This window comes from Streptomyces sp. SKN60 (assembly GCF_026236535.1).
Lineage (GTDB): Bacteria > Actinomycetota > Actinomycetes > Streptomycetales > Streptomycetaceae > Streptomyces.
This window is the reverse complement of record NZ_JAHTMW010000002.1, coordinates 544,045-563,676: the sequence shown is the minus strand read 5'-3', so window position 1 is coordinate 563,676 and position 19,632 is coordinate 544,045. Positions and strand designations below refer to the sequence as shown.

The following is a 19,632-nucleotide window of genomic DNA, read 5'->3' as shown; positions in this document are numbered from 1 at the left end:
CGGGTCCTGTCCTGGTCCGGCGCAACGCTTGTCTAAGCGCTTGCTCAGTCCAAGTTACCCGTGGGTTGTTGAAAGTGTCCAGAGTTCTGGACTGTGATCCAGCCCCGGCCCGCGGGGAGAGCGAGCCCTATGCGGCCCGGGCGCTGCCGAGGGCGAACCACAGCTCCATCCGTACGTCCGGGTCGTCCAGGTCGCGGTCGAGGAGGGTCGCGATCCGGGCGATGCGCTGGCGGACGGTGTTGCGGTGGATGTCCATGGCCACCGCGGTGCGGTCCCAACTTCCGTGCAGGGAGAGCCAGGTGCGCAGGGTCTCGGTCTGCGGTTCGGTGAGCGGGGCGAGCAGCACGCGCGCGTGGGTGGCGGCCTCGGCCGGGTCCACGAGGCCGGCCAGGCCGTTGGCGCGGTGCCGGACCAGGGGGGCGCGGGTGGCCTCGGCGCGGCGCAGGGCGCGGGCGGCCTGGGTGTCGGCGGCGGCGAGGGCGGCGGGTTCGGCGGGGGCGCTGACGCCGAGGGTCCAGCCGGGCCGGGCGGTGACGGAGGCCGCGGCCTCCGGCGGGAGCAGGAGCCGCACCACCGCCGGGCCCGCGCCCGCACCCGTTCCCCCGCCCGCACCGGCACCCGCACCCGCGCCCGGGTCCACCAGGTCCGTGCCCAGGGCAGCCGCGAGCTCCGCCGCCGCGAACGGCGTGCTGTCGCCGCCCCGGGCGTGCACCACCGTCCACGGCCCGGGGGAGAGGGCGGCCGCCGCCTCCGCGACCGGCGCGCCGAGCAGCAGCCGGGCCAGGGCCCCGTCCCGTACCGAGATGTCGGCGGCCCGGTGCGGCGCGGTGAGCAGCGAGAGCAGGACGACGGCGACCCCGGCGATGGTGTGGTCGCCCGGTGCGCGCCCTTCGGTCGCGATCCCGAGGGCCATGCCGTCGCCGCCGCCGAGCGCGTACGCGGCGAGCCGCAGCCCGCCGCCGTCCCCGCTCGCGGAGGCCGGGCCGCCGGGCCGGGGCCCGACCACGCCCGCCAGGTCCGCGAGGGCCCGGGCCGCCTCCGGCGGGATCGCGCGGCCGGCCGCCGCCGACTCGGTGCCATCGGCGCCGTACAGCACCGCGCGCCCGCCGAGCCGTGAGGCGAGCGCGCCGAGGACGGCAGGTACCGGCGCCGGGCGGGCGGCGGCGGTCGCCAGGGACTGCTGGGCCTCGCTCACCCGGCGCAGCTCGTGCAGCCGGGCCTCCGCCATCAGCCGCCACAGCGCCCGGGCCACCGCCGTGAACGGCGTCTCGGGCGGCACCTCGATCAGCGGCAGGCCGAGCCGCTCGCAGGCCCCGACGAGCGCGGCCGGCACCGTGTCGTACACCGGCGTGACGCCGAACCCGAGCGCCGCCGCACCCGCCTCGACCACCCGCTCCACGAACCGCGCCGGGTCGGCGAGCTGCACGCCCGCCGTGAGCAGCAGCTCGCCGCCGAGCAGATACGGGTACGGGTCGGCCATCTCCGAGGCGTGCACCCAGTGCAGCGGTACGTCCCCTGGCCCGGCCAGCAGCCGGAGCCCGAGGTCCCGCCGGGCGAGCAGCGCGGCGAGCGGGACGGGGGAGGTGGGCGGCGCGGGCTCCGGCGCGGCGGACGTGGTCATGGATCCTTCGTACACCACGCGGCCGTACTGTGGAGGAAACGCACACTTCTCCGCCGCTGTCCGGCCCCCTACTGTCGACTCGCCGGACCGATCCATCTCCGGACCGATACATCCCAGGAGGACCGACCATGAGCAGCAGCGACCAGAACACCCCGCGCGGCCCGATCGACTCGTCCCGCATCCCGCGGTACGCCGGTCCCGCGACGTTCGCCCGGCTGCCGCGGCTCGACGAGGTCGGCACCGCCGACGTCGCCGTGGTCGGCATCCCCTTCGACAGCGGCGTCTCCTACCGCCCCGGCGCCCGCTTCGGCGGCAACGCGATCCGCGAGGCCTCCCGCCTGCTGCGCCCGTACAACCCGGCGCAGGACGCCTCCCCGTTCGCCCTCGCGCAGGTCGCCGACGCCGGTGACATCGCGGCCAACCCGTTCAACATCAACGAGGCCGTCGAGACCATCGAGGCCGCCGCCGACGACCTGCTCGCCACCGGCGCCCGCATGATGACCCTGGGCGGCGACCACACCGTGGCGCTGCCGCTGCTGCGCTCGGTGGCCAAGAAGCACGGCCCGGTCGCCCTGCTCCACTTCGACGCGCACCTCGACACCTGGGACACGTACTTCGGCGCCGAGTACACCCACGGCACCCCGTTCCGCCGCGCCGTCGAGGAGGGCATCCTCGACACCTCCGCCCTCTCGCACGTCGGCACCCGCGGCCCGCTCTACGGCAAGCAGGACCTCACCGACGACGAGAAGATGGGCTTCGGCATCGTCACCTCCGCGGACATCTACCGCCGCGGCGCCGACGAGGTCGCCGACCAGCTGCGCCAGCGCATCGGCGACCGCCCGCTCTACATCTCCATCGACATCGACTGCCTCGACCCGGCCCACGCCCCCGGCACCGGCACCCCCGAGGCGGGCGGCATGACCTCCCGCGAGCTCCTGGAGATCCTGCGCGGCCTGTCCTCCTGCAACCTGGTCTCGGCCGACGTGGTGGAGGTCGCCCCGGCCTACGACCACGCCGAGATCACGGCGGTGGCGGCGTCCCACACGGCGTACGAGCTGACGACGATCATGTCGCGGCAGATCGCGGCGAGCCGGTGATCGCGCGGAGCCGATAATTCCCCGGGGTGCCCGGCCCGCCGGCCTTCGCGGCCGGCCGGGCCGGGCATCCTCGCGTACGCGCCCGACCACGCCCACGCCCCAAGGAGCCGGCCCATGACCCACGACCACGACCTGGTCCTGCGCCCGACGCCCGCGCAGACCGAGGCGGCCCTCCACCCGCCCGCCGGGCGGACCGGCGGGGACCTGGTCGTCGAGAGCCTCAGCGGCCTCGGCGCCACGACGGTCTTCGGGCTCCCCGGGCAGCACGCGCTCGGCATGTTCGACGCGCTGCGCCGCTCCGACCTGCGGTACGTCGGGCTGCGGGTCGAGAACAACGCGGGCTTCGCCGCCGACGCGTACGGGCGGATCACCGGCGAGGCCGCGCCGCTGCTGCTCTCCACCGGCCCCGGGGCGCTGATGTCGCTCGCCGCGCTCCAGGAGGCGGCCGCGGCCTCCGCGCCCGTGCTCGCGATCGGGAGCCAGATCCCGGTCGCCGGGCTCGGCGGCGGCCGGCACGGCTATCTCCACGAGCTGCGCGACCAGCAGGCGTCCTTCCGGGACGTCGTGAAGTCCGTGCACACCGTGCGGACGCAGTCGCAGATCCCGTCCGCGATCGCCGCCGCCTGGCAGTCCGCGCTCACCGCCCCGCACGGGCCGGTGTGGGTGGAGATCCCGCAGGACGTGCTGCTCGCGGAGACGACGCTGCCGGTGGTCACGGCCATGGACGCGACGCCCGACGAGATCCCGCCGCGGCCCGAGCTGACGGCCGTCGCCGCGCACCTGCTCGCGCACGCCGAGCGCCCGGTGATCGTCGCGGGCGGCGGGGTGGTCCGCTCGGACGCCTCCGGCAAGCTGCGGGCGCTCGCCGAGCGGATCGCGGCGCCCGTCGTGACGACCTTCGGCGGCAAGGGCGCCTTCCCGTGGCAGCACCCGCTGTCCCTGCAGTCCTGGCTGGAGGACCGGCACACCACGGACTTCCTGGAGGACGCGGACGTGCTCCTGGTGGTCGGCTCCGGCCTCGGCGAGCTGTCCTCGAACTACCACACCTTCGCCCCGCGCGGCCGGGTGATCCAGATCGAGGCCGACGCGGGCAAGCTGGAGTCAAACCACCCGGCGCTCGGCATCCACGCGGACGCCCGCCTCGCGCTCCAGGCGCTCCTGGAGACGGTGGCGGTACGGGAGGACCCGGCCGCCCCGGAGCGGGTCGCCGCCCTGCTCGCGAAGGTGCGGGGCCGGCTCGCCGCCCAGGAGCTCGACCTGGAGCAGCGGGTCGTGGCGGCGGTCCGCGAGGCGCTCCCGTCCCGGGCCCCGAGCTTCTGGGACATGACGATCCTGGCCTACTGGGCCTGGTCCGCCTTCGACGCGCGCCACCCGAACACCATGCACTCGGCCCAGGGCGCCGGCGGCCTCGGCTACGCCTTCCCCGCCGCGCTGGGCGCCGCCGTGGCCGACCCGACCCGCCCGGTGCTCGCGGTCTCCGGCGACGGCGGCGCGATGTACTCGATCGCGGAGCTGGCGACGGCGAAGCAGTACGAGCTCGACGTCACCTGGCTGATCGTCGACGACGGCGGTTACGGCATCCTGCGCGAGTACATGACGGACGCCTTCGGCGCGGCCACCGCCACCGAACTCACCCGCCCCGACTTCGTCGCCCTCGCCGAGTCCTTCGCCGTCCCGGCCACCCTCACCACCCCGGACACCCTGGCGTCGGACCTCGCCGCGGCCCTGAAGACCCCGGGCCCGTCGGTGGTGGTCCTCCCGGCCCTGCTGAAGATGTTCGAGCCGACGCACCTGTGACCGGGACGGTCACTTCATGACGGCCCCGTGCTCCGTCTCGTACTGATCGAGTCCGGTTCGGAAGCCCAGCAGGAACTCCTCCTGGGCCTCCTTGGTCAGCCCGGTCGGCAGCCGGCCGCCGGCCGGAACGTGGTCGGGAATGGACCGGAAGACCTCGGCTGCCGCCGCGGCGTGCTCCACCCCGCGCGTGTGCGCCGCCCGCAGGCGCTTGCCGACCCTGGCCAGCTGCTCGTTCAGCTCCCGTTCGGGGAAGCGCTGGGCGTCGTACAGACCGCTCCCTCCGGCGAGCCGGCCCGGATCCGGCCGGCCGCTGATCACGCGCAGCGCGTGCATCGCCGCCCACAGCCGGCCACATAGAAACGCGGTACTCCGCGTGGACTCCGTCACGCCCTCGTCCTACCCCGGCGGGGGCAGGCCGCGAACGTTCGTTCCCGGCCATGTGCCCTCCAGGCCCCGGCCCCGGCCCCGGCCCCGGCCCCGGCCCCGGCCCGGCCGCCCGGCCGCCCGGCGGCCTAGGACCTGCGACCCGCCCGGGTCGGTCCTTCGGCCCGGGATTGTTGCCGCGGGATGAAATCGCACGTCGGCCGCGTTGGCCCTTCCGGTAGAGCAGGACGGACGGGAGGCGCCACGTGGCGGCGGTGGGGCAGCAGCAGACGGGGGAGCGGGGCCCGGGATGGGCCCGCAGGCTCTGGGGGTATGCCTGGCGGTACAAGGCGGACGTGGTGCTCGCGCTGGGCTCCTCGCTCGCCGGCATGGCCGTGCTCGCGCTCGTGCCCCTCATCACCAAGGTCGTCATCGACGACGTGATCGGTTCGAGGACGGGCTCCCTCGCCCTGTGGACCGGCCTCCTCCTCGGCGCGGCCGTCGTCGTCTACGTCCTCACCTACATCCGCCGCTATTACGGCGGCCGGCTCGCCCTCGACGTCCAGCACGACCTGCGCACCGAGATGTACGGGACGATCACCCGGCTCGACGGGCGGCGCCAGGACGAGCTGTCCACCGGACAGGTCGTCGGCCGCGCGACCAGCGACCTGCAGCTGATCCAGGGCCTGCTCTTCATGCTCCCGATGACCATCGGGAACGTGCTGCTCTTCCTCATCTCGCTCGGCGTGATGGCCGCCCTGTCCCTGCCGCTCACCGCCGTCGCCCTCGCCGTCGCCCCCGCCCTGTGGTGGATCGCCCGCCGCAGCCGCACCCGGCTGCACCCCGCCACCTGGTACGCGCAGCAGCAGGCCGCCGCCGTCGCCGGTGTGGTCGACGGCGCCGTGACCGGCGTCCGCGTCGTGAAGGGCTTCGGGCAGGAGGAGCAGGAGACCGGCAAGATCCGCGAGGCCGGCCGGAAGCTGTTCGCGGGCCGGCTCCGCACCATCCGGCTCAACGCGAAGTACACCCCGGCCCTGCAGGCCGTCCCGGCGCTCGGCCAGGTCGCCGTGCTCGCCCTCGGCGGCTGGCTGGCCTACAAGGAGCAGATCACCCTCGGCACCTTCGTCGCCTTCTCCGCCTACCTCGCCTCCCTCGTCGGCCCGGTCCGCATGCTCGCCATGGTCCTCACCGTCGGCCAGCAGGCCCGGGCCGGCGTCGAGCGGGTCCTGGAGCTCATCGACACCGAGCCGACGATGAAGGACGGCACCAAGGAGCTTCCCGCGGACGCGCCCGCCACGGTCGAGTTCGACGACGTGTCGTTCGCGTACGAGAGCGCCGACGGCAAGGCCAACCCGGTCCTGGAGGGCTTCTCCCTGGAGATCCGGCCCGGCGAGACCGTCGCCGTCGTCGGCGCCTCCGGCTCCGGCAAGTCCACCGTGTCGCTGCTCCTGCCCCGCTTCTACGACGTGACGCACGGCGCCGTCCTCGTCGGCGGCCACGACGTGCGCGAGCTGACCCTCGACTCGCTGCGCGCCGCCGTCGGCCTGGTCCCCGAGGACAGCTTCCTGTTCTCCGACACCGTCCGCGCCAACATCGCGTACGGCGTCCCCGACGCCACCCAGGAGCAGATCGAGACCGCCGCCCGCGCCGCCCAGGCCGACCGGTTCGTCGCCGAGCTGCCCGAGGGGTACGACACCAAGGTCGGCGAGCACGGCCTGACCCTGTCCGGCGGCCAGCGGCAGCGCATCGCCCTCGCCCGCGCCATCCTCACCGACCCGCGGCTCCTGGTCCTCGACGACGCCACCTCGGCCGTCGACGCCAAGGTCGAGCACGAGATCCACGAGGCCCTGAGGTCGGTCATGGCCGGCCGCACCACCCTGCTCATCGCGCACCGCCGCTCCACCCTCGGCCTCGCCGACCGGATCGCCGTCCTCGACGGCGGCCGGCTCGCCGCCATCGGCACCCACGAGGAGCTCCAGGAGCACTCCGCGCTCTACCGCCGGCTGCTCACCGACCCCGACGAGCTGGGCGCCGTCTCGCCGGGGCACGTGCTGCCGGCCGAGCCGCCCGAGGACCGCACCCTGCGGGCCGAGCTGGACGCCGAGTTCGACGCCGAACGCGGCATCACCCCCACCCTGTGGGTACGGGACGAGCGCGCCGAGGAACGCGAGGCGAAAGGCGCCGGGGCCACCCCGGAGCTGCTCGCCGCCGTCGACGCGCTGCCGCCCGCCACCGACGCCCCGGAGGTCGACGAGGGCCGCGCGGTCGCCCCCGAGACCTCGTACGGGCTGCGCCGACTGCTGCACGGCTTCGGCCTTCCGCTGCTCGTCAGCCTCGGCCTGGTCGCGGTCGACGCGGGCGCCGGGCTGCTGCTCCCGGTCCTGATCCGGCACGGCATCGACGAGGGCGTCAACCGGCTCGCCATCGGCGCCGTCTGGGCCGCGTCCGCGCTCGCCCTGCTCACCGTGTTCGTCCAGTGGATCGCGCAGACCGCCGAGACCCGGATGACCGGCCGCACCGGCGAGCGGATCCTCTACGCGCTCCGCCTGAAGATCTTCGCCCAGCTCCAGCGCCTCGGCCTGGACTACTACGAGCGCGAGCTCACCGGCCGGATCATGACCCGGATGACCACGGACGTCGACGCCCTGTCGACCTTCCTGCAGACCGGCCTGGTCACCGCCTTCGTCTCCGTCGTCACCTTCTTCGGCATCATGGGCGCCCTCCTGGTGCTCGACCTCCAGCTCGCCCTGGTGGTCTTCACGACCCTCCCGGTCCTCGCCGTCGCCACCTTCTTCTTCCGCCGCGCCAGCGTGAAGGCCTATGAGCTGGCCCGCGAGCGGATCAGCGTGGTCAACGCCGACCTCCAGGAGTCCGTCGCCGGACTGCGGATCGTGCAGGCCTTCCGGCGCGAGCGGTCCGGCGCCGAGCGGTTCACCGCCCGCAGCCAGGAGTACCGCGCGGCCCGCATCCACGGCCAGTGGCTGATCTCGGTCTACTTCCCGTTCGTCACCCTGCTGTCCTCGGTGGCCGCCGCGGCCGTCCTGATCGTCGGCGCCCACCGCATCGAGGACAAGACCCTCACCACCGGCGCGCTGGTCGCCTACCTCCTCTACATCGACCTGTTCTTCGCCCCCGTCCAGCAGCTCTCGCAGGTCTTCGACGGCTATCAGCAGGCCGCCGTCTCGCTCAAGCGGATGCAGGAACTCCTCCAGGAGCCCACCTCCACCGCCGCCGCGGACGCCCCGCTCGACGTGCTCTCGCTGCGCGGCGAGATCGCCTTCGAGGACGTCTCCTTCGGCTACGGCTCCGCGGACGACGGCGAGGAGGCCCTGACCGGCATCGACCTGCGCATCCCCGCCGGGCAGACCGTCGCCTTCGTCGGCGAGACCGGCGCCGGCAAGTCCACCCTGGTCAAGCTGGTCGCCCGGTTCTACGACCCGACGGCCGGCCGGGTCACCGCCGACGGCACCGACCTGCGCGCGCTCGACCTCACCGCGTACCGGCACCGGCTCGGCGTCGTCCCGCAGGAGGCGTACCTCTTCGAGGGCACCGTGCGCGACGCCATCGCCTACGGACGCCCGGACGCCGGCGACGCCGAGGTGGAGGCCGCGGCCCGCGCGGTCGGCGCCCACGACATGATCGCCACCCTCGACGGCGGCTACCTCCACGCGGTCGCCGAGCGCGGCCGGAACCTGTCGGCGGGCCAGCGCCAGCTGATCGCCCTGGCCCGCGCCGAACTCGTCGACCCCGACGTGCTGCTCCTCGACGAGGCCACCGCCGCCCTCGACCTGGCCACCGAGGCCCAGGTCAACGCGGCCACCGACCGCCTCGCCGGCCGCCGCACGACCCTGGTCGTCGCCCACCGCCTGACCACCGCGGCCCGCGCCGACCGGGTCGTCGTCATGGACCACGGCCGGGTCGCCGAGGACGGCACCCACGACGAACTCCTCGCCCTGGACGGGCGGTACGCGGCCCTGTGGCGCACCTTCATCGGCGAGGACGAGGACACCGAGCAGGAGCCGACTCCCGCCGAGGCGATCTGAGCACGGCAGATCCGAGCACGGCAGATCTGAGTACGGGAGCGCATACCGGGCCCCGGGCGGACGGGGGTTGAATCGGTCGCATGAGCGACGACCTCCTCCCGCCCCTCCCGGGCCCCCGGCCCGCACCGACGGCGGCGCGCCGGCTGCGCACCCGCGCCCTGTGGGCCGGGCTGCTCCTGGTGCCCGCGACGATCCTCGTCGTGGTGCTCGCGCTGGCCTCGGCGAGCGGCACGGAGTGCGTGATGTACGGCACCTGCGGGGAGATCCCCGGCTGGGCGTACCTGGCCACCCTCGCCGTGGCGGTGGCCGCCTGGATCCGGGCCCTGAGCACCCCGGACACCCCGCACACCCCCGCCACCGGCCGCACGGCCGCGTTCTGGATCCTGCTCGGCGCCGAGCTGACCTTCCTCTCCCTCGTCGCCGGCCACTTCTCGGGCTAGGCCGTGTCTTCGGCGTACGGCCGGAGCCGGGCCCGCAACCGAATCGGGCCCGGCCGCGTCGTAAACCTGTACGAGTTCAGGCGGGGGAACCAAGGGGAGGGGCGGGGGACATGAGCGCGGGGGCGGTGCGAAAGACGGGGCGGGGCCTCTCGGCGTATCTGCTCGCCCTGGTCACGGCCGTAGGTCTGCTCGTGCTTGCCGGCCCACCGGCCGGGAGCGCCGAGGCGGCGTCCGTCTGCGCCGGGCGGCCCACCCGCGTCATCGGGTTCGCCACCGGCGAGCTGCGGCTCTACCGCACCCGGCAGTACGCGTGCGCGGTCGCCGTCGCCAAGCGGCCCGGGCCGCTGCGGCCGATGTCCCTGTCCGTGCAGCCGCGCGGCGGACGGGCGGCCGTGGACGCCGGACGGTTCGGCCGGCAGGCCGGGCCGGTCACGGTGTACGCGCTGAACCGCTGCGTCCGGGTGTCCGCCACCATCGACGGCCGCTCCACCGCCACCGGCTGGATCCTGTGCTGAAGCACAGGAAACGCCCCGGCGTAAGGCCCAACTGGGTCTGGCGGTCCACACGTTGCCCCCGCTAGGTTCGCGACACCGTTGTGAACCAAGGGGAGGGTGCATGCGCAAGTCGCTCAGATGGCTGTTGTCGCTCTCGGTGCTCATAGGCACCGCGGGCTCCACCGGCGTGGCCACCGCCGCGGAACCGGACACGGACAGCAGAGCCGTCGCAGAGGCGCAGAGCGCGGACATCAAGGACCGCATCCTGGCGATACCCGGGATGAGCCTGATCGAGGAGAAGCCGTACGCCGGCTACCGCTTCTTCGTCCTGAACTACGAGCAGCCGATCGACCACCGGCGCCCGTGGGCCGGCACGTTCCAGCAGCGGATCTCGGTCCTGCACAAGGACACGGACCGCCCGACCGTCTTCCGCACCAGCGGCTACGGACTGAGTACCACGCCCGGCCGCGCCGAGCCGACCCGGATCGTCGACGGCAACCAGGTCTCCATGGAGTACCGCTTCTTCACGCCGTCCCGGCCGCAGCCCGCCGACTGGTCGAAGCTGGACATCTGGCAGGCCGCCAGCGACCAGCACCGCATCTTCACCGCGCTGAAGAAGATCTACGGCAAGAACTGGCTGTCCACCGGCGCCTCCAAGGGCGGCATGACCGCCACCTACTACGAGCGCTTCTACCCGCGCGACATGGACGGCGTGGTGGCGTACGTGGCGCCCAACGACGTGGTGGAGAAGGAGGACTCGGCCTACGACCGCTTCTTCGAGACCGTCGGCACCAAGGACTGCCGCGACCGGCTGAACGCGATGCAGCGCGAGGCGCTGGTGCGCCGCGAGCCGCTGGAGAAGAAGCTCGCCGCCCAGGCCGCGGCCGACGGCTCCACCTTCAACACCCTCGGCACGCTCGACAAGGCCTACGAGGCCGTCGTCCTCGATTTCGTGTGGGGCTTCTGGCAGTACTACGGCCAGGACGTCTGCGACCAGATCCCGGACGCCGCCACCGCGAGCGACGACACCGTCTACGAGACGATCGACGCCTACTCCGGCTGGGCCGCGTACACCGACCAGAGCCTGGAGGGCTACACGCCGTACTACTACCAGGCGGCGACCGAGCTCGGCTCGCCCACCATCACCCAGCCCCACCTGGCCGGGCTGAGCCGCTACGGCTACCAGCCGGCCCGCAACTTCGTGCCGCGCGAGATCCCCATGAAGTTCAAGCCGTGGGTGATGCGGGACGTCGACACCTGGGTCCGCCACAACGCCAACCACATGCTGTTCGTCTACGGCGGCAACGACCCGTGGGGCTCCGAGCAGTTCCGCCTCGGCAAGGGCGCCCGCGACAGCTTCGTGTACGTGGCGCCGGGCGCCAACCACGGCGCCAACGTGGCCGGTCTGGTCGAGGCCGAACGGGCCAACGCCACCGCCCGGATCCTCGCCTGGGCCGGCGTCGACGCCCCCGCCGTCCGGGCCGCGCAGCCGCTGGCCCGCTTCGACGCCCGGATCGACCGGCCGGTCGACGAGGACGCCACCCGGGAGCACGGGCTGCGCCCGTAGGTCCGTCCGCGATTCCCGTGGTTCCGGGCCCCCGTACGCACGCGATCGCGCGCGTACGGGGGCCCTTGCTCGTCGTCGCCCGGGCCCGCCGGCCGCTTCGCCGGTCAGCGGTACGAGAGTCCGTAGCCCACCGGGTACAGCACCTTCGCCGGGTCGGCCGCGTCCTGCACCGGGACCGGAAGCCGGCCCTGCGGCTCGGCCCGGCCGGCCAGGACCCGTACGGCGGCGCGCAGTTCGACGTCCGTCCAGGAGTAGGCGGCGAGCGTGGCCCGCTGGCCGGTGGTCCGCGCCACGTCGTACGGATTGCGGATGGCGATCGTGACCACCGGCACCCCGGTCGCCACGAGCCGGGCGACCAGTGTGCGCTGGGTGCTGGTCGCCGTCAGGTTGTACGTGCCCACCACGACCAGGTCCTGGCCGGCCGCGGCGGCCACCGCCTCGTCGATCTTCGCGGCGGTCGGGGCCGTCCCGGTCGGCACCACCGTGGGGGTGAAGCCGAGTTCGTTCAGGGCGCCGGCCACGGTGCCGGTCGGCGGGCCGGTGGTGCCCGACGGCGAGGCCGGGTCGGCGCCCACCACCAGGACCTTGGGATGGCTGCGCCGGCTGACCGGCAGGAAGCCGCCCTCGTTGACCAGCAGCGTGGTGGTCCGCTCGGCGATCCGGTCCGCGTGCGCGAGGTGGGCCGGGGTGCCGACCGTGCGGTCGACGCCGGCGTCGCTGACGTACGGGTCCTTGAACAGGCCGAGTCCGGCCTTGAGCCGCAGGATCCGCAGGATCGATTCGTCGAGCCGGGCCTCGGTCAGCTCGCCGTTCTTCACGGCGGCGAGCACCGCGTGCCAGGCGACGGAGAGGTTCGGCGGGTTGAGCAGCTGGTCCACGCCCGCCTTCAGCGCGAGCACGGGGACGCGCTCGTCGCCGTACTTCGTCCGTACGCCCTCCATGCCGAGCGCGTCGGTGACCACCACGCCGTCGTAGCCGAGCTGTTCGCGCAGGATGCCGGTGAGGATGGGGCGGGACAGCGTCGCCGGGTCCTCGCTCGGGTCGAGCGCGGGCACCACGATGTGCGCCGTCATGATCGAGTCGATGCCGGCGGCGATCGCCGCGCGGAACGGCGGGGCGTCGAGCTCCGCCCACTGCTCGCGGGTGTGGGTGATGGTCGGCAGGCCGTAGTGGCTGTCGGTGGCCGTGTCGCCGTGCCCCGGGAAGTGCTTGGAGGTCGCCGCGACCCCGCCCTGCTGATACCCCTTGACCTGCGCGGCGACCATCGCGGCCACCGCCGCCGGGTCGGCGCCGAAGGACCGTACGCCGATCACCGGGTTGGCCGGGTTGACGTTGACGTCGGCGACCGGCGCGTAGTTCTGCCGGATGCCGACGGCGGCCAGCTCGGCGCCCGCGATCTGCGCCGCCTTGCGGGCGTCGGCGTGCGAACCGCCCGCGCCCAGCGCCATCGCACCGGGCATCAGGGTGGCCGGCTCGCCGACCCGGCAGACGATGCCGTGCTCCTGGTCGGTGGAGATGAGCAGCGGGAGCGGGGTCGGCTGCGCGAGCCCGGCCCGCTGGATGCCGTTCGACAGGTCGGCGATCTGGTGCGGGTCGCGGGTGTTGTGCGCCCAGGCGAAGTAGATGATCCCGCCGACGTGATAGCGATCGATCAGCTCGGCGGCCGTGCGGACGCCGATCTCCTTGAGGTTGGCGTCGACGTCGGCCTGGTCGGGGGCGGTGGCGGAATGGCCGTAGACCCGCATGACGAACAGCTGGCCGACCTTCTCCTCCAGGGACATCCGGGAGAGGAGCGTGCGCAGCTTCTTGTCGTCGGCGGTCCGCTGCTCGTCGGAGACCGGCTGGTCGGCGAGGGCGGCGGGGGCGGTCACGCCCGTGACGGCGGCGGCCGCCGCAGCGGCGGTGGCGGTGAGGACGGTGCGTCGGGAGGGGGCCGGGGGCACTGGTGCTCCTTCCGTGAAGGAAACTTCCAAGGTGACACGGATATCCGGAAACTAACTGCCAGGTCAAGGATCCGCGCAGGAATGACGCCCCGTCACCCGACCGGCGTCCGTCGCCGGGGCGGCGCCGCCCGTCACTCGGTCGCCGCGATCTCCGGCCACACCTCCTGCAGGGTCCGCACCGTCTCCGTGATCGCCGGCCGCCGGGCGGCCCCGGTCCGCCACAGCGCCCACAGCCGCCGCATCGGGATCGGGTCGAGCCGCAGCGCCACCACCTCCGGCGGCAGGGTGCCGCGCCCGAGCCGCGGTACGAGCGCGATGCCGAGCCCGGCCGCCACCAGCGCCACCTGGGTGTGGTTCTCCTCGGCCTGATGGGCGATCAGCGGCTCGTAACCGGTCGCCCGCAGCGTCCGGATCAGCCAGTCGTGACACACCGTCCCCGGCGGCTGGGTGATCCACCGCTCCTGGCTCAGCTCCTCGCGCCGCACCCCGTCCCGGCCCGCCAGCGGATGCTCCCGCGGCACCAGGATGTCGCACAGGTCGTCGCCGATCACCGCCTGCTCCACCCCCGGCGGTACGGGCAGCGGCGCGATGTCCCAGTCGTGCGCCACGGCCAGGTCGAGCACGCCCCGCCCCACCAGGTCCACCGAGAGGTGCGGGTCCACCTCGGACAGGCGGGCGTCGAGCGCCGGATGGCGGCGGGCCAGATCGGCGAGCGCCCGGGGCATCAGACCGCGCGCCGCGCTGGCGAAGCAGCCGATCCGCAGCCGCCCGGCGGGCAGCCCGCGCCGCTCCTCCAGACGCACCTCCGCCTCCTCCACGAGCGCGAGCAACCGCTCGGCGGTGTCGGCCAGTTGACGGGCTTCGTCGGTCAGCCGGACGCCCCGGCCGCTGCGTTCGAGCAGGGTCGTGCGGGTCTCCCGCTCCAGCTTGGCGATCTGCTGCGAGACCGCCGAGGGCGTGTAGCCGAGCGCGGTGGCCGCCGCGCCGACCGTGCCGTGCACGGCGACGGCGTGCAGTGCACGCAGACGTCCCAGATCGAGCACGTCGACGACCCCTTTCTGTAGCAGTGCTTCATCCAATCATGAAGGAATCCGTGCTGGTGCTACACGGTCCGGGCGGGCGATGCTCGTCCCCATGCGCCCCGCTCATGTAGCCCTCGCCGCCCTGGTCGCCGCCGTCTGGGGAGTCAACTTCGTCGTCATCGAGATCGGCCTCGACCACTTCCCGCCGCTGCTCTTCTCCGCCCTCCGCTTCCTCGTCGCCGCCCTGCCCGCCGTCTTCTTCGTCGGGAGGCCCAAGGTGGCGTTGGGGGCACCTCCCACGCCCGGAGGGCCGTGGGGGAGGATCGTGGGGGTCGGACTCGCCCTCGGCGTCGCCAAGTTCGGACTGCTCTTCACCGGCATGAGCCTCGGCGCCCCGGCCGGCCTCTCCTCCCTGATCCTGCAGGTCCAGGCGGTCTTCACGGCCCTGTTCGCCTTCCTCGCCCTCGGCGAGCGGCCCGGCAGGGTCAAGGTGCTGGGCATGGGTGTCGCGCTCGCCGGCATCGGCGTCGCCGCCGTCGACGAGGGCACCTCCGGACCGCTCACCGGCTTCGTCCTGGTGATCGCGGCCGCCGTCTGCTGGGGCGTCTCCAACGTCCTCACCCGCAAGGCCGCCCCGCCCGACCCGCTCAACTTCATGGTCTGGGTCAGCACCGTCCCCGTACTCCCGCTGCTCGCCCTCTCCCTCCTCCTCGAAGGCCCCGACCGCGACCTGGCGGCGCTGCGCGGACTCGACTGGACCGGCGCCGGCGTCATCGTCTACGTCGCCTGGGTCACCACCGTCTTCGGCTTCGGCGCCTGGGGCTGGCTGCTCCGCCGCCACCCGGCCTCCTCCGTGGCCCCCTTCTCCCTCCTCGTCCCCGTCTTCGGCATGTCCTCCGCCGCCCTCTTCCTCGGCGAACCGGTCAGCCCGCTGCGCTGGTGCGCCGCCGCGCTGCTCGTCGGGGGAGTGGCCCTGACCTCCCTCCGGCCGACCACCGGCCGCGCGCCGAATATTTCCTGGCTGCGCCAGGCGGGCCGGGCTACTGTGTCACGCCCCTGAGACCCGTACGCGTGACTCGTACGCCTGACCCTGCGCGTGAGCCGTGCGCGTGACCCGTACCGTCCGCTGAAAGAGTGTGCATGACCTTCGAGAACGTCGTCGTCGACAGCCCCGAACCCGCGCCCGGCGCCGTCCTGTTGGCCGGCATCCCGGGCAGCGGCAAGAGCACCGTCGCGGCGGCCCTCGCGGCCCGGTTCGCACGGTCCGCGCACATCGAGGTCGACCACCTCCAGGAGCTCATCGTCAGCGGCGGCCACTGGCCGAGCCCGGACGGCGACGCCGAGGCCGACCGGCAGATCCTGCTGCGGGCCCGGCACGCCTGTCTGCTCGCCGACAGCTTCGTCGCGGCCGGCTTCCTGCCCGTCCTCGACGACGTGGTGGTCCGCCGCTCCCACCTCGACTTCTACCACGCCCGGGCGAGGACGCCGCTGCACGTCGTCTTCCTGGCCCCGGGTCCTGACAAGGCCTGGGAGCGCAACAACGCCCGCCACAAGCGCCTGACGACCAACTGGGGTTGGCTCGACGAGGCCATGCGCGAGGAACTGTCCGGCGAGGGCGTCTGGATCGACAACGCGGAGCAGACGGTCGAGCAGACCGTCGACGCCGTCCTCGCCGCCACGGGACTGGACGCCGCCGTTCCCGGCACCGCCTGACGCCCGTCAGGCCTTGCGGTCACCCCTTCGGCGGCGCCGTCGACCCCCGTACCACCAGCTCCGCCGGGATCGTCGCGGGCTCGCCGCCCGCCGGCGGCTCCTCCGTGCCGAGCGCGATCCGCCCGGCCCGCGCGCCCGCCTCGTGCAGCGGGAGCCGTACGGTCGTGAGCGCGGGCACCGCGTCGACCGAGAAGGGCAGGTCGTCGAAGCCGGCCACCGAGACGTCGCCCGGGATGCTCAGGCCCCGGTCGCGCAGTGCCGCGCAGACGCCGAGCGCGACCGTGTCGTTGGCGGCGACGACCGCCGTCAGGTCCGGGGCGCGGGACAGGAGCTCGGCGGTCACCTCGTAGCCGGACGGGCGGTCGTAGCGGCCGTGCACGGTCGGGCCCTCCGCGACCCCGGCCGCCGCGAGCGCCGCCCGGTGGCCCTCCAGGCGGTGCCGGGTGGTGGTGCGGTTCTCCGGGCCCGCGACGTAACCGATCCGCCGGTGCCCGAGCGAGAGCAGGTACTCGGTGAGCCGGCGCGCCCCGGTCCGGTTGTCGAAGGCGAGCGTGGCGGCCGACACCCCCTCCAGCGGGGGCCGCCCGCACAGCACCACCCGGGTGCCGGCCTCGGTGAGCCGGGCCAGCTTCGCGCTCACCGCCGCCAGGTGCTCCGGGTCCTCCAGGGAGCCGCCGGTGAGGATCACGGCCGCGGCCCGCTGCCGCTGGAGCAGGGTGAGATAGGTGAGTTCGCGTTCCGGGTCGCCGCCGGTGTTGCACACCACGGCCAGTTTCTCGCCGCCGGCCCGCCCCGCGCCCGGCGCGCCGATGGCGCCCTGCGCGGCCCCGGCCATGATCCCGAAGAAGGGGTCGGCGATGTCGTTGACGAGGATGCCGACCAGGTCGGAGGTGGCGGCGGCGAGCGAGCTGGCCGGACCGTTCGGTACGTAGTCGAGCTCGTCCACCGCGCGCAGCACCCGCTCCCGGGTGGCGGCGGCGACCGGGTAGTTGCCGTTCAGGACGCGGGAGACGGTCGCGGGGGAGACCTGTGCGCGGGCTGCCACGTCCGCCAGGGTGACGGTCATCGCGTGCGTACCTCCAGGGCCCTTGTCGGCAGTGATGTCGGCAGGCTAGCGTCATCCCTGGTAGAAAGCGCTTTCTATCATCCTTTCCGTCCACTCCGCCTCTCCCCTCCGCCGCTCCGCCCCTCCGGGAGGAACACCCCCGTGACACCCCGCACCGCCCGCCGCACCGTCCGCATCGCCATGAACGGCGTCACCGGCCGCATGGGATACCGCCAGCACCTCGTCCGCTCGATCCTCGCCCTGCGCGAGCAGGGCGGACTCGACCTCGGCGACGGCCAGGTCCTGTGGCCGGAACCGGTCCTCGTAGGCCGCCGCGAACCCGCGCTGCGCGCGCTCGCCGAGCGGCACGGGCTGACCGAGTGGTCCACCGACCTCGACGCGGTCCTCGCCGACGACACGATCGACATCTACTTCGACGCGCAGGTCACCTCCGCCCGCGTCGCCGCGCTGACCAGGGCCATCGCCGCCGGCAAGCACGTCTACACCGAGAAGCCCACCGCCGGTGACCTGGCCGGCGCCCTCGAACTCGCCCGGCTGGCCCAGGAGAAGGGCATCCGGCACGGCGTCGTCCAGGACAAGCTGTTCCTGCCGGGTCTGCGCAAGCTGAAGCGGCTGATCGACGGCGGCTTCTTCGGCGAGATCCTGTCCGTGCGCGGCGAGTTCGGCTACTGGGTCTTCGAGGGCGACTGGCAGGAGGCGCAGCGCCCCAGCTGGAACTACCGCGCGGAGGACGGCGGCGGCATCGTCGTCGACATGTTCCCGCACTGGGAGTACGTGCTCCACGAGCTGTTCGGCCGGGTCACCTCCGTCACCGCCGCCGTCGCCACCCATGTGCCGCGCCGCTGGGACGAGCGGGGCAAGCCGTACGAGGCGACGGCCGACGACGCCGCGTACGGCATCTTCCAGCTGGCGGGCGGCGCGATCGCGCAGATCAACTCCTCCTGGGCGGTCCGGGTGCACCGCGACGAGCTGGTCGAGTTCCAGGTCGACGGGACGCACGGCTCCGCCGTCGCCGGCCTTCGCGGCTGCCGGATCCAGCACCGCGCCGCCACCCCGAAGCCGGTGTGGAACCCGGACATCCCGGCGACCGAGCCCTTCCGTGAGCAGTGGCAGGAGGTGCCGGACAACGCCGAGTTCGACAACGGCTTCAAGGCCCAGTGGGAGCTGTTCCTGCGGCACGTCGTGCTCGGCGAGCCGTACCACTGGGACCTGCTCGCGGGGGCGCGCGGCGTGCAGCTCGCCGAGCTGGGCCTGCGCTCGGCGGCGGAGGGGCGCCGGATCGAGGTCCCGGAGGTCGCGCTGTGATCGCCCTTCCCCTGCCGGGCGGCGGCACGCGCGCGTACACCCCCCGTACCGAGCCGCTCGCGCTCACCGGGGCCGGCCCGCTGGTCTCCCGTACGGTCTTCTCCGCCGCGCACGTCGTCGCCGACCCGTACGCCGACACCACCCCCGACGGCCCTGCCGCCCTCGACTGGGACGCCACCCTCGCCTTCCGCCGCCATCTGTGGTCCCACGGGCTCGGCGTCGCCGAGGCGATGGACACCGCGCAGCGCGGCATGGGCCTGGACTGGGCGGGCGCGGCCGAGCTGATCCGCCGCAGCGCCGCCGAGGCGAAGGCGGTGGGCGGCCCGATCGCGTGCGGGGTCGGCACCGACCAACTCCCCACCGGCCCGGCCTCTCTTACGGAGATCCGCGCGGCGTACGAGGAACAGCTCGCCGTCGTCGAGGAGTCGGGCGCCCAGGCGATCCTCATGGCCTCCCGCGCCCTCGCGGCCACCGCGACCGGCCCCGAGGACTACCTGGAGGTCTACGGGCAGCTGCTGCGCCAGGCCGCCGAGCCGGTGATCCTGCACTGGCTGGGCCCGATGTTCGACCCGGCCCTGGCGGGCTACTGGGGGTCGGCGGACCTGGACGCGGCGACGGAGGTGTTCCTTGAGGTCATCGCCGCGCACCCCGACAAGGTCGACGGCATCAAGGTCTCGCTGCTCGACGCGGGCCGCGAGGTCGCGCTGCGCCGCCGGCTGCCGGACGGGGTCCGCTGCTACACGGGCGACGACTTCCACTACCCCGAACTGATCGCGGGGGACACTCACGGTTTCAGCCACGCGCTGCTCGGGATCTTCGACCCGCTGGGTCCGCTGGCGGCGGAGGCGGTCAGGGTGCTCGACACGGGCGACACGGCAGGCTTCCGCGCCGTCCTCGACCCGACGGTGGAGTTGTCCCGCCATCTCTTCGAGACCCCCACCCGCTTCTACAAGACGGGGGTGGTGTTCCTCGCCTGGCTGGCCGGCCACCAGGAGCACTTCACGATGGCCGGCGGCCTGCAGTCCGCCCGCTCCCTGCCCCACCTCGCCCGGGCGTACGAACTGGCCGACGGCCTCGGCCTGTTCCCCGACCCGGCGCGCGCGGAGTCCCGGATGCGCTCGCTCCTCACCGTGTACGGAGTCGCCCAGTGAACCTCGAACG

15 protein-coding genes are annotated in these 19,632 nt (G+C 73.9%); 10 read left to right on the top strand and 5 right to left on the bottom strand.

Annotation, left to right across the window (positions count from 1 at the left end):
* Positions 1–127: 127 nt before the first annotated feature.
* Complete coding sequence (locus tag KV205_RS05635) at positions 128–1,621, bottom strand: PucR family transcriptional regulator (RefSeq protein ID WP_265862622.1); 1,494 nt, start codon at positions 1,619–1,621, stop codon at positions 128–130.
* Positions 1,622–1,749: 128 nt separating this feature from the next.
* Here KV205_RS05635 and speB point away from each other — a divergent pair, with 128 nt between their 5' ends.
* Together speB and KV205_RS05625 are read left to right on the top strand one after the other, a co-directional pair.
* Entirely contained in the window at positions 1,750–2,718 is a 969-nt protein-coding gene (speB, locus tag KV205_RS05630; protein ID WP_265862621.1) for an agmatinase, read from the top strand.
* A gap of 114 nt (positions 2,719–2,832) precedes the next feature.
* Positions 2,833–4,515, top strand: coding sequence for a thiamine pyrophosphate-binding protein (locus KV205_RS05625; protein ID WP_265862620.1), 1,683 nt, complete (start codon positions 2,833–2,835; stop codon positions 4,513–4,515).
* Positions 4,516–4,524: 9 nt separating this feature from the next.
* On the opposite strand, the gene KV205_RS05620 is transcribed toward KV205_RS05625, so the two are convergent.
* Positions 4,525–4,848, bottom strand: a complete 324-nt coding sequence (locus tag KV205_RS05620; protein WP_265862619.1) for a hypothetical protein — start codon at positions 4,846–4,848, stop codon at positions 4,525–4,527.
* 296 nt (positions 4,849–5,144) lie between these two features.
* Between KV205_RS05620 and KV205_RS05615 the strand changes: the two genes are divergently transcribed.
* The 4 genes from KV205_RS05615 to KV205_RS05600 all read left to right on the top strand — a co-directional run bounded on the left by KV205_RS05615 (position 5,145) and on the right by KV205_RS05600 (position 11,422).
* Positions 5,145–8,921: an ABC transporter ATP-binding protein gene (locus KV205_RS05615; protein ID WP_265862618.1), complete on the top strand. Its 3,777-nt coding sequence runs from the start codon at positions 5,145–5,147 to the stop codon at positions 8,919–8,921.
* An 80-nt stretch (positions 8,922–9,001) separates the two neighbouring features.
* Positions 9,002–9,361, top strand: a complete 360-nt coding sequence (locus KV205_RS05610; RefSeq protein ID WP_265862617.1) for a hypothetical protein — start codon at positions 9,002–9,004, stop codon at positions 9,359–9,361.
* Between the two features lie 110 nt (positions 9,362–9,471).
* Entirely contained in the window at positions 9,472–9,876 is a 405-nt protein-coding gene (locus KV205_RS05605; protein ID WP_265862616.1) for a hypothetical protein, read from the top strand.
* A gap of 100 nt (positions 9,877–9,976) precedes the next feature.
* Positions 9,977–11,422, top strand: coding sequence for a S28 family serine protease (locus KV205_RS05600; RefSeq protein WP_265862615.1), 1,446 nt, complete (start codon positions 9,977–9,979; stop codon positions 11,420–11,422).
* A gap of 104 nt (positions 11,423–11,526) precedes the next feature.
* Here the strand turns inward: KV205_RS05600 and KV205_RS05595 are convergent, their stop codons facing one another.
* Positions 11,527–13,365 carry a glycoside hydrolase family 3 protein gene (locus KV205_RS05595; protein ID WP_265862614.1) on the bottom strand — a complete coding sequence of 613 codons (1,839 nt, stop codon included), beginning with the start codon at positions 13,363–13,365 and terminating at the stop codon, positions 11,527–11,529.
* Positions 13,366–13,496: 131 nt separating this feature from the next.
* The gene (locus KV205_RS05590) at positions 13,497–14,408 is read right to left on the bottom strand and encodes a LysR family transcriptional regulator (protein ID WP_265862613.1); all 912 of its coding nucleotides are present in this window, start codon (positions 14,406–14,408) and stop codon (positions 13,497–13,499) included.
* Between the two features lie 91 nt (positions 14,409–14,499).
* Here KV205_RS05590 and KV205_RS05585 point away from each other — a divergent pair, with 91 nt between their 5' ends.
* Complete coding sequence (locus KV205_RS05585; protein ID WP_265862612.1) at positions 14,500–15,447, top strand: EamA family transporter; 948 nt, start codon at positions 14,500–14,502, stop codon at positions 15,445–15,447.
* Between the two features lie 80 nt (positions 15,448–15,527).
* The gene (locus KV205_RS05580) at positions 15,528–16,100 is read left to right on the top strand and encodes an AAA family ATPase (protein ID WP_265862611.1); all 573 of its coding nucleotides are present in this window, start codon (positions 15,528–15,530) and stop codon (positions 16,098–16,100) included.
* A 19-nt stretch (positions 16,101–16,119) separates the two neighbouring features.
* On the opposite strand, the gene KV205_RS05575 is transcribed toward KV205_RS05580, so the two are convergent.
* A complete protein-coding gene (locus tag KV205_RS05575; RefSeq protein ID WP_265862610.1) occupies positions 16,120–17,166 on the bottom strand; it encodes a LacI family DNA-binding transcriptional regulator in 1,047 nt (348 codons plus the stop codon).
* A gap of 180 nt (positions 17,167–17,346) precedes the next feature.
* Between KV205_RS05575 and KV205_RS05570 the strand changes: the two genes are divergently transcribed.
* Together KV205_RS05570 and KV205_RS05565 are read left to right on the top strand one after the other, a co-directional pair.
* Complete coding sequence (locus KV205_RS05570; protein ID WP_265862758.1) at positions 17,347–18,471, top strand: Gfo/Idh/MocA family protein; 1,125 nt, start codon at positions 17,347–17,349, stop codon at positions 18,469–18,471.
* A complete protein-coding gene (locus tag KV205_RS05565; RefSeq protein ID WP_265862609.1) occupies positions 18,468–19,622 on the top strand; it encodes a dihydrodipicolinate synthase family protein in 1,155 nt (384 codons plus the stop codon). The genes KV205_RS05570 and KV205_RS05565 overlap by 4 nt, the downstream gene beginning before the upstream one ends.
* The last annotated feature ends 10 nt before the right edge of the window (positions 19,623–19,632 follow it).

Excerpts from the sequence above, each read along its gene's own strand:
- KV205_RS05610 (WP_265862617.1), top strand. The coding sequence starts at position 9,002 with ATGAGCGACGACCTCCTCCCGCCCCTCCCGGGCCCCCGGCCCGCACCG.
- KV205_RS05605 (WP_265862616.1), top strand. The coding sequence starts at position 9,472 with ATGAGCGCGGGGGCGGTGCGAAAGACGGGGCGGGGCCTCTCGGCGTAT.
- KV205_RS05570 (WP_265862758.1), top strand. The coding sequence starts at position 17,347 with ATGAACGGCGTCACCGGCCGCATGGGATACCGCCAGCACCTCGTCCGC.
- KV205_RS05620 (WP_265862619.1), bottom strand. The coding sequence starts at position 4,848 with ATGCACGCGCTGCGCGTGATCAGCGGCCGGCCGGATCCGGGCCGGCTC.
- speB (WP_265862621.1), top strand. The coding sequence starts at position 1,750 with ATGAGCAGCAGCGACCAGAACACCCCGCGCGGCCCGATCGACTCGTCC.
- KV205_RS05625 (WP_265862620.1), top strand. The coding sequence starts at position 2,833 with ATGACCCACGACCACGACCTGGTCCTGCGCCCGACGCCCGCGCAGACC.
- KV205_RS05600 (WP_265862615.1), top strand. The coding sequence starts at position 9,977 with ATGCGCAAGTCGCTCAGATGGCTGTTGTCGCTCTCGGTGCTCATAGGC.
- KV205_RS05575 (WP_265862610.1), bottom strand. The coding sequence starts at position 17,166 with ATGACCGTCACCCTGGCGGACGTGGCAGCCCGCGCACAGGTCTCCCCC.
- KV205_RS05580 (WP_265862611.1), top strand. The coding sequence starts at position 15,528 with ATGACCTTCGAGAACGTCGTCGTCGACAGCCCCGAACCCGCGCCCGGC.
- KV205_RS05585 (WP_265862612.1), top strand. The coding sequence starts at position 14,500 with ATGCGCCCCGCTCATGTAGCCCTCGCCGCCCTGGTCGCCGCCGTCTGG.
- KV205_RS05635 (WP_265862622.1), bottom strand. The coding sequence starts at position 1,621 with ATGACCACGTCCGCCGCGCCGGAGCCCGCGCCGCCCACCTCCCCCGTC.